The organism is Nocardia sp. CC201C (assembly GCF_030010695.1).
Classification (GTDB): domain Bacteria; phylum Actinomycetota; class Actinomycetes; order Mycobacteriales; family Mycobacteriaceae; genus Nocardia; species Nocardia otitidiscaviarum.
This window is the reverse complement of the sequence record NZ_JASCXP010000231.1, coordinates 1-11,897: the sequence shown is the minus strand read 5'-3', so window position 1 is coordinate 11,897 and position 11,897 is coordinate 1. Positions and strand designations below refer to the sequence as shown.

The window sequence follows — 11,897 nt, the reverse complement described above, 5'->3', positions numbered from 1 at the left end:
CTCGGCCAGTACGGCATCCGGCGGGCGGTTCTGCACCTCGGGCGCATCCGCGGGCGGCGCGGCCGGGACTCCGCCGGGCCGCGGGCCGAAGGAACCGGCCTGTCCGTTCGGGCGGCGGAAGGCGCGGGCGGTGTGCTTGTCGACGTGCGGGCGGTAGACCGGGCGCGGTCCCAGGACCGGCGCGTCCGACGGCCTCAGGTTCCCCCTGTTGGCCGCCGAATCGGGCGTCTCCGCGGAGTGCGGTGGCTGCTGGTCCCCGGCACCCGATGCCGCCGGAGTGTTCTTCGATTCGGAGGTCACGCGATGAACTCTACTTGCGCCACCACGCCGTCCACCGCCTGCTGTCGAACGAATCTTGGCGCATGCCGAAGGAACTCGCTCCCGCGGCGAACATGCCGTGGTCGGCGGCGGGGCCCGGGGCGGGATGCTGCGGTGGTGTCGGTTCCGCGCCGGGCAGCTCCGAGATGGGGATCCGGCTCAGGGTGTCGTGCAGCCGCAGCGGTGCGGTGATGTGGCTCGACTGTCGCAGCGCGATCCGCGCCTGCTGCTGGGACTCCACCTCGGCCGCGCATTCGGGGCACACCGACAGGTGATGCGAGGCGCGCAGATACGCGTTCATCCGCAGCTCACCGTCCACGTACGCGGCAATGGCCTCGGTGGCCAGATGCTCGGTGGGGGCGAATCGAGGCGGACGCTTCGGCGCTCTGTCCTCGCCGTTCATATGGTGCACACCCTTCCGGAACGACCTCGGCAATGCCCGGGAACCCGGTGCCGGGAACTACGGACACACAGCCCGCAAGGTTTACCCGACCTTCGCGGCGTCGAAACGCCGCTGTGTCCCATTATGCTCGAGGTATTCGCGCAGTGCCTGCCGTCCCCGGTGGATTCGGCTGCGCACGGTGCCCAATTTCACGCCCAGGGTGGCGCCGATCTCCTCGTAGGACAGGCCCTCGATGTCACAGAGGACGACCGCCGCGCGGAACTCCGGCGCCAGCGCGTCCAGCGCCGACTGCAGGTTCGGGTCCAGATTCGCGTCGTGGTAGACCTGCTCCGGCCCCGGACCCTCGGACGGCACCCGGTCGTAGTCCTCCGGCAACGCCTCCATGCGGATGCGATTGCGGCGGCGAACCATGTCGAGGAACAGGTTGGTGGTGATGCGGTGCAGCCAGCCCTCGAAGGTCCCCGGCTGGTAGTTCGACAGGGAGCGGAAGACGCGAATGAAGGTTTCCTGGGTCAGGTCCTCGGCGTCCTGCGGGTCACCGGTCAGGCGATAGGCGAGCCGATAGACGCGATCGGCGTGCTCGCGCACCAGATCGTCCCAGGAGGGCATCATGGTGCGGTCACCGGTGGCGTCGAAGGCGGCGGTCCCGGTGAGGGGCTCGTCCGCGAAGGATTCGCCGTCCAGCGCGATATCGCTGTTCGGCAGGATCTGCTCGGGCAGATTGGCGTGTTCACGCGCCGCGTCGACCATGTGGATGGGGTTACCTCCTACTCGGGACCGTGAACGTCGGTACGGGGTACAACCGAAGGGTTGGCTCGAGTTGTTCCCGAACCGGGCTCGCGGTCGCTGGCCTGGCGTTGGCGATTACTCTTCCCGGTCCCGATGTGGCAGCCGTATGCGCAGGCTGAGGGACACCTGAGAAAATTCGCCACACCGGTCGGTCACCGGCACGCGATAGGGGCGTCGCGCCGTTAGCCTCATATCCGTGAGCCAGACTCCCGCGGCATCGAACCTGCAGCGCAACCTCGCCTACGTCGAGGAATCCGTGGCCGAGGACGATATTCTCGTCGCCGCCCGTGAACGCGCCGTCGAATTGGGCGCGTCTCCGGTGCCGCCCGCGGTCGGAGCGCTGCTCAGCATGTACGCCCAGCTGCTGGGGGCCAAGGCCGTGGTGGAGGTGGGCACCGGGGCCGGGATCAGCGGGCTGTGGCTGCTGGACGGCATGCACTCCGAGGGCACCCTCACCACCATCGACTCCGAGCCCGAGCACCAGCGGGCCGCCCGGGAGGCGTTCCGCGCCGCGGATATCGCGCCCGCCCGCACGCGGCTCATCAACGGCCGCGCCCTGGACGTGCTGCCGCGCCTCGCCGACGGGGCCTACGACCTGGTGTTCATCGACTGCGCACCGCTCGAGCACCCGCAGTATGTGGAGCAGGGCGTGCGCCTGCTCCGCGAGGGCGGCGCGATTCTGCTGCACAATGCCCTGCTCGGCGGCCGCGTGCCCGACCCGGCCCAACGCGATCCGGCCACCCAGGCGGTCCGCGCCGCCACCCGCGCCGTAGCCGAAGACCCGCAACTGACCAGCGTCCTGATCCCGGTCGGCGACGGCCTGTTGTGCGCCTCACGCGGTTGAGGACGGTCTGTTGTGCGCGTCGCGTGGTTGAGGACGGTCTGTTGTGCGCGTCGCGTGGTTGAGGACGGTGTTGTGCGCGTCGCGTGGTTGAGGACGGTCTGTTGTGCGCGTCGCGTGGTTGAGGACGGTCTGTTGTGCGCGTCGCGTGGCTGGGGACGGCCTGTTGTGCGCGTCGCGCGGTTGAGGACGGCTTGCTGTGCATCTCGCGCGCGGCTGGGGATGGGCGGTGGTGTGTCTCGCGCGGCGGAGGTCTCGCGCGGCTGAGCCCGTGGGCACCGTGCCGCGCCGACCGTGCCGCGCGTGACGCCTAGAGCGTCGCGCGGTCGCGACCGGTAGCGCCGACCGTATTCGGGTGCGTCCGTATTCGGGTGCGTCGCAATGGCTCCCGCGGCGACCGCGGCCGGTGGTGGGTCGGAGGGCGGGCGGTGTCGCGCAGGTGGCATATCGGACGGTTCGGGGCTGTGTCTGTGGGTATTGCTCGCGAGAGTCGAGTGATTCGAGAGGTGCAGACGAATGGCTATTGCCGACGGCATTGTGCGGGGAGCGTTCGCGGCGGCCGCGCGAGTGCGTGACGCCCGTGTCTTCCATCCGAACGGATTGCCGTTGACCGGTGCGCTGCATGCCGTCGACGGTGTCTACAAGCAACTGCTGGGCAGTGCGGATCGTCCTGTGCTGGCGCGGATTTCGAAGGGCGTCGGCTTGCCCGACGGGGTGCCGGACGTGCTCGGACTGGCGGTGCGGGTACTCGACCGGCACGATCGCCCGTGGGATCTGGCGCTGGCCACCACGGGCACCGGCACGCTGAGCCGGTTCGTGATCACGCCCGCGCTGGGCTGGTCGAGTGCGTACTACGGCAGTCTGATGGCGTACCGGTTCGAGGATGGTCCCGTCGAGTGGATATTCGCCGAACCCGATGCGGCCCAACCCGAATCACCGTCGCTGGGGGCGATGTCGACCCATCTGGAGGGGCACCGGCTCGGCTTCACCCTGCGGGCCGCGCCGCTGACCGGTCCCAAGCGGACACTGGCGGAGATCACCGTCGCCGCACCGGAGATCGGCGAACAGGCCGGACCCGGATTCTTCGATCCGGTGCGCAATCTGCCGCCGGAGGTGGAATTGCTGCCGCGTCCGGTGACCGCGGTGCGGAAGTGGGCGTACACGGGCAGCCGCCGCGGTCGGCACGAGACCGACGGCGTGGCGACCGCGGGTGTCGCCGGATTGCAGGGCATGACCGAGCACTGAGGCCGGGGACCGCCGGGATGGCAACTGAGGCCGTCCACCCGCCGGGATGGCAACTGAGGCCGGGTACCCGCCGGGACGCCGCCGCGTCGGGTATCGGCGTTTGTCGAACGCGCGGAATTCTGACATGCGGAGCAATGCCGCCGGGTTGAACTTGCCGCGCGGAATATCCGCGCGAGGCATGCGGCGACCGGGGGAGTGTCGGGTCTTGCGGAAGCGTTGAACGCCTGTTTAGTATGTTGAACGTGTGTTCAACCGACCAGCCGTACCGCAAGGATCCGCCGAGGATCTGAGTACTCGCGCCCGTATCCGGGACGCCGCCATCGCCGTATTCGGTGAGCAGGGCTTCGGGGTGGGCGTACGTGCGATCGCCACGACCGCGGGAGTCTCGCCCGGCCTCGTCAACCATCACTTCGGATCGAAGGACGGTCTGCGCGAGGCGTGCGACGAGCACGTCCGCGCGGTGGTGCGGGAGGCCAAGGTCGAGTCCATGGAACGGCCGTCACCGTCGGGGCTGCTGCGGCAGATCGCCGAGATCGAGGAGTACGCGCCACTCATCGCCTACCTGGTGCGCAGCTTTCAGGCCGGCGGCAGTCTGGCCACCGCCTTCTTCGAGCACATGGTCGAGGACGTCGAGCACTATCTGAGCGCCGGTATCGCGGCCGGAACCCTGCGTGCCCCCAGCGATCTCGCGGCGATGGCGCGCTTCCTGGCGACCACCAACGGCGGCGGCATGACGATGTTCCTGCAGCTCTACGCGACCGAACACCCCGGCCCCGTCGACTACCGGAAAGCCCTGCGCGAGTACGCCGACCGCATGATGCTGCCCGCCCTCGAGCTCTACACCCACGGTCTGCTGACCGACCCCATGATGCTCGACACCCTGCTCGCCCAGCGGCAGGACAACCCCCCATAGCCGACCGGATCCTGCTTTCGGCAAGGAGATTCGATGAACGCCTCGACCACCCCGACCACCCCGGCCATCTCGGTCCGGGATCTGCACAAACACTTCGGGCCGGTGCGCGCCCTGGACGGCCTCGACCTCGAGGTCGCCGCGGGGGAGGTGCACGGCTTCCTCGGACCGAACGGGGCGGGCAAGTCCACCACCATCCGCGTGCTGCTCGGCATGCTGTCCCGCACCTCGGGCGAGGCTCGGGTGTTCGGCCGCGACCCCTGGGCCGACGCCGTCGCCCTGCACCACGACATCGCCTATGTGCCAGGCGATGTCACGCTTTGGCCGACACTCAGCGGCGGGGAGACCATCGACCTGCTCGGGCGGATGCGCGGCGGCATCGACGACGCCCGGCGCGCCGAGCTGATCGAGCGTTTCGAACTCGATCCCAAGAAGAAGGCCCGCACCTACTCCAAGGGCAATCGGCAGAAGGTCGCACTGGTCTCGGCGTTCTCGTCCCACGCCAGCCTGCTCCTGCTGGACGAGCCCACCTCCGGCCTGGATCCGCTCATGGAGCAGGTGTTCAACGAGTGTGTGGCCGAGGCGGCGCGGCGCGGCTGCACCGTCCTGCTGTCCAGTCACATCCTGTCCGAGGTGGAGAAGCTGTGTCAGCGCGTGACCATCATCCGCGCCGGACGCACCGTGGAAACGGGCAGCCTGCGCGAACTGCGGCATCTGAGCCGCACCTCCATCACCGCCGAATTGACCGGTGACCCGGGCGATCTCGGCCGCCTTCCCGGTGTGGCCGACGTGAGCCTGGAGGACCACACGCTGCGCTGCCAGGTGGACGCCGAGCATCTCGGCGAACTCGTCCGTGTGCTGGGCGCGGCCGGAGTGCGCAGCCTGGTGAGCCAGCCGCCGACGCTGGAGGAACTGTTCCTGCGCCACTACTCGCACAATGGCGAGCGGGCCGCCGAGGCGGAGGCGGTGCGATGACCACCGCCGTGCTGCCGCGCCCGCGCGCGACCGAAACCGTGTTCCGGGCGGCCGATTTCGCCGGTACCGGTCAGATGCTGCGGTTGTTCCTGCGCCGCGACCGCATCGTGCTGCCGCTGTGGGTGCTGCTGTTGTCGCTGCCTTTGGGCAGTGTGTACATCGAGAGCGTCGCGTCGGTGTACCCCGACGAGGCCGGACGAGTCGGCTTCGCCCGGTCGATTCTGGCCAGTCCCGCCCAGCTCGCCATGTACGGCCCGATCTACGACACCGGTCTCGGCGCGGTCGGGATCTGGAAAGCGGGCATGTTCTTCACCCTGCTCGGCATCGCCACGATCCTCACCGTCATTCGGCACACCCGGGCCGAAGAGGAAACGGGGCGCGGGGAACTGGTGGCCTCCACCCGGATCGGACGGTTCGCCGGACTCACCGCGGCGCTGGTGCTCGGCCTCGGCGGTGCGCTCGCCACCGGCTTGCTGGGCACGCTGAGCCTGCTGGGCACGTCGGTACCCGCCTCGGGTTCACTGGCTTTCGGGCTGGCGCTGGCCGGATCCGGCGCGGTCTTCGCGGTCGTGGCGGCGGTGGCCGCGCAGGTGTCGCCGAGCGCCCGCACGGCACGCGGAATCGCGTTCGCGGTACTGGCCGCCACCTACACGCTGCGGGCCATCGGCGACGCCCGGGCCGGGGACGGGCCGACCTCGGTGCTCACCTGGCTGTCGCCGCAGGGGTGGTCGTTGCAGGTGCGGGCGTACGCGGGCGACCATTTCGCGGTGCTGCTGCTGCACCTGGTCGCGGTGATCGTGCTGACCGCCGTCGCCTACACCCTGCTGGCGCACCGCGATCTCGGCGGCGGTCTCATCGCCGAACGATCGGGCGCGCTGCGGGCGGGGCCCGCGCTGTCCGGTCCGCTGGGGCTGGCGTGGCGGCTGCAACGCGGATCACTGCTGGCGTGGACCGTCGGACTCGCGCTGTACGGGTTGGTGTTCGGCAGTGTGGTGTACGGCATCGGCGACGAACTGGGCGACAGCGAGATGATTCGCGAGCTGATCCAGCGCATGGGCGGTGCGCAGCTGCTGGAGGATGCGATGCTCAACTACGGATTCACCATGCTGAGCGTGGCCGCCACCGCCTACGCCATCTCGGCGGCGCTGCGTCTGCACGGCGAGGAGGCCGCCCAGCACGCGGAGACGGTGCTCACCGTCGCTGTCTCCCGAATTCGCTGGGCCGCATCGCATCTGGTGATAGCTCTGCTGGGTCCGGCGGTGATACTCGCCGTGGCCGGGACGGTGGGCGGGCTGGTGTACGGGCGGGCCGCCGGAGATGTGAGCGGCAAACTCGGTGCCGTGCTGGGCGCGGCCCTGGTGCAGTTGCCCGCCATCTGGCTGTTCGTCGGTGTCGTGATCCTCCTGTTCGGCGTGGCGCCGCGCTGGACCCCGGTCGCCTGGGGTGTCTTCGTCGCCGCCGTGGCGGTCTTCCTGCTGGGCGCGATTTCCGGAGCACCCCAATGGTTCCGCAATCTCGACCCCTACCAGCACGCACCGAAACTCCCGGGCGCGGAATTCACGGCCACGCCGCTGGTGATCATCACCCTGCTGGCGGCGACCCTGATCACGGTGGGGCTGTTCGGTTTCCGTCGCCGAGATCTGCGCTAGGGCAAGGCCGCTCCGAATCTCCTCGCGCGCTGTGGATTTCCGACCGGTCGGTTGCGAGCCGGGAGTCTGTGAACTCGGGCCGAGGTCTGGATTTCCCCACCTGGACGGTGGTACACGAATGGTGGGGGAATCGAAGGATGAGGAGGTGCGGCAATGTACGAAGGGGCAATCCTCGGCGCGCATCTGCCGTCGGGATGGCTGTGGCCCGCGCTGATCCTGTTCGGCGGCGTGCTTTTCGTGGCACTACTGGTGCTGCTGCTGGTCAGCGGGGCGCGGTTCGACGACCATCAGGGTGGTATCTCGCCGACCCCGACGCCGGGATCGTGCGCCCCGTTCTGCACCGAACCGGTGTACGCCCCCGCTCACCAGCGCTGAATCGGCGCGGTGAGGATTACCTCACCGCCGTGGCGGCTACTCCATCGGTGAGATCGACGGATGGGGTGTGCCATGGTGCAGCGGTTTCCGACCGTGGTGGGGTTGTACCTGCGTGAAGGTCAGCGGTGGCGGCGCATCGCCGAGTTCCGGGTGAATACGGAGGGGCACGCCATGTTGCGCGCCATCGATCCGGTCGAGGGACTGGTCGGCCGCGTCTGGTTCCAGCAGGGCGTCGGCATCCTCGGCGAACAGCGTACGGTGCTGCCCGGCGCGGGCGTGGAATTCCTACGGGCGCTGTTGCAGCCCTTCGGATTCCGTGACTACCTCTTCCGTGACGACAGCGTACCGGCCGAGGCGGGCGCACGGCCGCGCCCCGGCCGCGCCCGGTCGCACGGCGCGAGTGCGGGCCGCAACGGCTCCGGCGACCGGCACTGCGCTAGAGACTATTGGCCAGCAGCGCGTACTGCGCGGCCGCCTTCCGCTGCACCGACGGCTCCGAATCCGCGTTGACCAGCGCCACATACCGCTTGTAGGACACATAGCAGCGGTACACGCCGTCGCCGCTGCTCGAGCGCGGCAGCCGCATGCATGTCGTATCGGGCACCCGTTCCGGCGCCGATCCGCTCACCCAGCGCTCGCCGAGACTGCCGATCAGCCCGTCGATCAGATTCCGCCCGGCGGCGGCGTCACGCACCCGGAACAGGACGTTCTCCTCGGTCAGGCTCATGGCGTCGAGGTCGGTGTCGTCGACCAGCTGCTGCCGTTTGGCCTGATCGGGCGCACCCAGCACCAGCGCGTTCGGGCCGTAGACCGCGAAGTCGTCCGGATTCGGGGTGTGCCCGTCACGGCTGTCCACCAGGGTCCGCGCCAGCATCCGGTCCGGATCGACGGGCACATCGTCCACCCGATCCGCGGGCGTGGGCTCGAAGGCGTCCACCAGCGGCACCTGGGCGTCCAGGGTCTTGCGCGCCCACGACACCAGGTCCTGTTCGTCGGCACGCGGCCGGGACGCGAACACCGCGATCACGAACTCCTTGCGCGGCATGGTCATTCCGATATTCGGCACGCCCGGCCGCCAATGCGCGAAGGCATCGGGGTATTCGGCGATGGTCAGCTTGCGGTTCTGCTCGCGCGCCACGTCGAAATCGGCGTCCTCGAGTTCCCGCGCGGCCAGCTTGGCGGCGTCCTCCGACGGGAAGCGCAGCAGTCGTACGGTCACCGTGGTGCTCGTCGGATCGGGCGCGTCCGAACCCGCCGGATCGGGCTTGTCGGAACCGCTGGCCGCATAGCCCGCGATGAAGCCGCGATTCTCCAGAATCGGCCGCGACACCCCGGACAGATGGCTCACCTCGACCACCGTGTCCGCATCGGGCAGCACGATGCCGCCGCGACCCACCGTGAGCGACGGATCGATCCGCACCGCGGGGGTGACCGCCTCGGCCATGCGCATACCCTCCAGCACCGGGCCGGAGCCGTCGGCGCGCTCCGGATAGGTGAAGCGGTCGACCGGATAGGAGCCGGTGTCGAGGGTGCGGACGTCGATCTCGCCCGCCGTGGGCGTGCCGGACACCCCGCATCCGGTGAGTAGGGCCGTCACGGCCAGACAGGTCGCGGCGGTGGCGGCACGTGCGGCGCGTCCCATGATGCTCCCTCCCGCGCTGCCGAGCGGCGCGCGTCACCCACTCGATTCTCTGGCCGCGAGCGGGCGGCTGTCCAGCTAAACCCAGATGCCCTTGCCGACGGTCACCACACCGCCGTTGCTCACCGCGAACCGTTCCCGATCCCGTTCCAGATCCACGCCGATGATCTCGCCCTCCGAGACCACCACGTTCTTGTCCAGGATGGCGTGCCGCACCACCGCGCCGCGCCCGATCCGCACGCCCGGCATGAGCACACTGCCCTCCACCGTCGCGCCGTCCTCCACGAACACATTCGAGAACAGCACCGAATTGCGGACCGTGGCCGCCGACAGAATGCTGCCCGCGCCCACGATCGACTCCTGCGCCAGGCCGCCGCGGCCGAACTTGGCCGGAGGCAGGTTCTCGGCCGCGCCCCGAATCGGCCAGTGCCGGTTGTACAGGTCGAACACCGGATCCACCGACACCAGATCCATATGCGCGTCGTAGAACGCGTCGATGGTGCCCACATCGCGCCAGTAGCCCCGATTGCGTTCGGTGGATCCGGGAACGTCGTTGCGGGCGAAGTCGTAGACCGACGCCTGCCCGGCGCGCACCAGCCCCGGGATGATGTCGCCGCCCATATCGTGATCGGAGTCGGTGTTGTCGGCATCCGCGCGAATGGCGTCCACCAGCACCTTGGTGGTGAAAACGTAATTGCCCATGGAGGCGAAGGTGGCGTTCGGGTCGTCCGGGGTGCCCGGCGGATGCACCGGCTTCTCCAGGAAGCCGATGATGCGACCGGACTCGTCGGAGTCGATGCAGCCGAAGGCGCTGGCGGTGCTGCGCGGCACCCGAATCCCCGCGACCGTCACGCCCGCGCCGGATTCGATGTGATGCGACACCATCTGCTCGGGATCCATGCGGTACACGTGATCCGCGCCGAAGACCACGATGTACTCCGGATCCTCGTCGTAGATGAGGTTCAGCGACTGCATGATGGCGTCGGCGCTGCCGGTGTACCAACGCGGGCCCAACCGCTGCTGCGCGGGCACCGGGGTGATGTACTCGCCGCCGAAACCCGACAGCCGCCAGGTCTGGGAGATGTGGCGGTCCAGGGAATGCGACTTGTACTGGGTGAGGACGCAGATCCGCAGGTATCCGGCGTTCACCAGATTCGACAGCACGAAGTCGATGAGGCGGTAGGCCCCGCCGAACGGCACCGCGGGCTTGGCCCGGTCCATGGTGAGCGGGAAGAGTCGCTTGCCCTCGCCACCGGCGAGCACGATCCCGAGTACGTGCGGCTGGCTCCTCACACCCCCAACCTACAGCGTCAGGGTGTCTGCGACGTGCCAGCGAGACGCCGCCCGCCTTACGGATAATCAGACAAATCCGCCGCCATCTCGAGACACGCCGTAGACCCGCTGTGACGCGGCCCGGACAATCCGTACAGAGCTTGGTGGCGATTCGGTCGAGCGTTTAGGTTGGAGCGCGTGGAATACGGCGCGGACGGTGGACGCGAACTGCGCGTCGCCATGATGACCCGCGAATACCCGCCCGAGGTGTACGGCGGGGCGGGCGTGCACGTCACCCAGCTGGTGCCGCGGCTGCGGCGGCTGTGCGACGTCACCGTGCACTGTATGGGGGTGCCGCGCACCGACGCCGTCGTGCATCAGCCCGATCCCATGCTGTACGCGGCCAATTCGGCGCTGCAGATGATGTCGGCGCAATTGCGTATGGCCGATGCCGCGGGCGGGGCCGACGTGGTGCACTCGCACACCTGGTACACCGGGCTGGCCGGGCATCTGGCGGCCGAACTGTACGGGATACCGCATGTGCTCACCGCGCATTCGCTGGAACCGCGGCGGCCCTGGAAGGCCGAACAGCTGGGCGGGGGATACCGGCTCTCGTCCTGGTCCGAGCGCAATGCCATGGCCGCCGCCGATGCCGTGATCGCGGTGAGTTCCGGGATGCGGGCCGACGTCCTCGACGCCTATCCGGATCTCGATCCCGAGCGAGTGCACGTGGTGCACAACGGAATCGACGCGCAGACCTGGCATCCCGGCGGCCCGCCCGAGGGGGTGCGCGACGTACTGGCCGAACTGGGGGTGCGCCGGGACCGGCCGATCGTGGCCTTCGTCGGGCGCATCACCCAGCAGAAGGGCGTCTCGCACCTGCTGGCGGCGGCGCGGCGACTGGACCCGGACATCCAGCTGGTGCTGTGCGCGGGCGCGGCGGATACGCCCCGGCTGGAGGCCGAGGTGGCCGAATCGGTGCGGGAGCTGAGCCGACGACGCGGCGCGGTGTTCTGGGTGCGGGAGATGTTGCCCACCGAGATGGTGCGGCAGATCCTTGCCGCGGCAAGCGTTTTCGTCTGTCCCTCGGTGTACGAGCCGCTGGGGATCGTGAATCTGGAAGCCATGGCCTGCGGGACCGCGGTGGTGGCGTCGGATGTGGGCGGCATTCCGGAGGTGGTGTCCGACGGGGTGACCGGGCGGCTGGTGCCCTACGACGCGCACGACACCGTGGGCTTCGAGGAGGCGCTGGCCCGCGTCATCGAGTCCGTCGCGGGCGATCCGGTGACCGCCGAGGCCATGGGCGCGGCCGGAAGAGCCCGCGCCATAGCCGAATTCGACTGGAACCGGATCGCCGCGCAGACGGTTCGGGTCTACGACCGGGTGCGCAAGAGCTAGAAACGCGCGGTGCCGGGGCGCACGACGCGCGTGCTCGCCGCGGTGCCGTGGCCGAACTCGATGCCGTGTCCGATGCGTGCTGT

12 protein-coding genes and 1 pseudogene are annotated in these 11,897 nt (G+C 69.3%); 8 read left to right on the top strand and 5 right to left on the bottom strand.

Going from position 1 to position 11,897, the window contains the following annotated elements:
* The 3 genes and pseudogenes from QK444_RS22390 to sigE form a co-directional block, all read right to left on the bottom strand.
* Positions 1–300 (bottom strand): annotated as a pseudogene (locus tag QK444_RS22390) (serine protease); the annotation flags it as partial.
* 10 nt (positions 301–310) lie between these two features.
* Positions 311–721, bottom strand: coding sequence for a hypothetical protein (locus QK444_RS22385; protein WP_282783353.1), 411 nt, complete (start codon positions 719–721; stop codon positions 311–313).
* Between the two features lie 81 nt (positions 722–802).
* Positions 803–1,471: an RNA polymerase sigma factor SigE gene (sigE, locus tag QK444_RS22380; RefSeq protein ID WP_029931457.1), complete on the bottom strand. Its 669-nt coding sequence runs from the start codon at positions 1,469–1,471 to the stop codon at positions 803–805.
* A gap of 235 nt (positions 1,472–1,706) precedes the next feature.
* On the opposite strand from sigE, the gene QK444_RS22375 reads away from it, so the two are divergent.
* The 7 genes from QK444_RS22375 to QK444_RS22345 all read left to right on the top strand — a co-directional run bounded on the left by QK444_RS22375 (position 1,707) and on the right by QK444_RS22345 (position 8,015).
* Entirely contained in the window at positions 1,707–2,354 is a 648-nt protein-coding gene (locus tag QK444_RS22375; RefSeq protein ID WP_051037661.1) for an O-methyltransferase, read from the top strand.
* Positions 2,355–2,867: 513 nt separating this feature from the next.
* Positions 2,868–3,596: a phosphodiesterase gene (locus QK444_RS22370; RefSeq protein ID WP_282783349.1), complete on the top strand. Its 729-nt coding sequence runs from the start codon at positions 2,868–2,870 to the stop codon at positions 3,594–3,596.
* A gap of 244 nt (positions 3,597–3,840) precedes the next feature.
* Positions 3,841–4,509, top strand: coding sequence for a TetR family transcriptional regulator (locus QK444_RS22365; RefSeq protein ID WP_282783347.1), 669 nt, complete (start codon positions 3,841–3,843; stop codon positions 4,507–4,509).
* Positions 4,510–4,542: 33 nt separating this feature from the next.
* Positions 4,543–5,481 (top strand): ABC transporter ATP-binding protein, encoded by a 939-nt coding sequence (locus QK444_RS22360; protein WP_282783345.1) that lies wholly within the window; start codon positions 4,543–4,545, stop codon positions 5,479–5,481.
* Positions 5,478–7,130 (top strand): ABC transporter permease, encoded by a 1,653-nt coding sequence (locus QK444_RS22355; protein WP_282783343.1) that lies wholly within the window; start codon positions 5,478–5,480, stop codon positions 7,128–7,130. The genes QK444_RS22360 and QK444_RS22355 overlap by 4 nt, the downstream gene beginning before the upstream one ends.
* Before the next feature lie 153 nt (positions 7,131–7,283).
* Positions 7,284–7,505 carry a hypothetical protein gene (locus tag QK444_RS22350; protein ID WP_282783341.1) on the top strand — a complete coding sequence of 74 codons (222 nt, stop codon included), beginning with the start codon at positions 7,284–7,286 and terminating at the stop codon, positions 7,503–7,505.
* Positions 7,506–7,577: 72 nt separating this feature from the next.
* Positions 7,578–8,015, top strand: a complete 438-nt coding sequence (locus QK444_RS22345) for a hypothetical protein (RefSeq protein ID WP_282783339.1) — start codon at positions 7,578–7,580, stop codon at positions 8,013–8,015.
* Here the strand turns inward: QK444_RS22345 and QK444_RS22340 are convergent.
* Positions 7,942–9,147, bottom strand: a complete 1,206-nt coding sequence (locus QK444_RS22340; RefSeq protein ID WP_282783337.1) for a hypothetical protein — start codon at positions 9,145–9,147, stop codon at positions 7,942–7,944. The two genes, QK444_RS22345 and QK444_RS22340, sit on opposite strands and share 74 nt — an antisense overlap.
* Positions 9,148–9,222: 75 nt before the next feature.
* A complete protein-coding gene (gene glgC / locus QK444_RS22335; RefSeq protein WP_282783336.1) occupies positions 9,223–10,437 on the bottom strand; it encodes a glucose-1-phosphate adenylyltransferase in 1,215 nt (404 codons plus the stop codon).
* Between the two features lie 207 nt (positions 10,438–10,644).
* On the opposite strand from glgC, the gene glgA reads away from it, so the two are divergent.
* Complete coding sequence (glgA, locus tag QK444_RS22330; protein WP_282783355.1) at positions 10,645–11,814, top strand: glycogen synthase; 1,170 nt, start codon at positions 10,645–10,647, stop codon at positions 11,812–11,814.
* Positions 11,815–11,897: the final 83 nt, after the last annotated feature.

Coding starts and splice junctions, on each gene's coding strand:
- QK444_RS22385 (WP_282783353.1), bottom strand. CDS start 721: ATGAACGGCGAGGACAGAGCGCCGAAGCGTCCGCCTCGATTCGCCCCC.
- sigE (WP_029931457.1), bottom strand. CDS start 1,471: ATGGTCGACGCGGCGCGTGAACACGCCAATCTGCCCGAGCAGATCCTG.
- QK444_RS22370 (WP_282783349.1), top strand. CDS start 2,868: ATGGCTATTGCCGACGGCATTGTGCGGGGAGCGTTCGCGGCGGCCGCG.
- QK444_RS22360 (WP_282783345.1), top strand. CDS start 4,543: ATGAACGCCTCGACCACCCCGACCACCCCGGCCATCTCGGTCCGGGAT.
- QK444_RS22355 (WP_282783343.1), top strand. CDS start 5,478: ATGACCACCGCCGTGCTGCCGCGCCCGCGCGCGACCGAAACCGTGTTC.
- QK444_RS22350 (WP_282783341.1), top strand. CDS start 7,284: ATGTACGAAGGGGCAATCCTCGGCGCGCATCTGCCGTCGGGATGGCTG.
- QK444_RS22345 (WP_282783339.1), top strand. CDS start 7,578: ATGGTGCAGCGGTTTCCGACCGTGGTGGGGTTGTACCTGCGTGAAGGT.
- QK444_RS22340 (WP_282783337.1), bottom strand. CDS start 9,147: ATGGGACGCGCCGCACGTGCCGCCACCGCCGCGACCTGTCTGGCCGTG.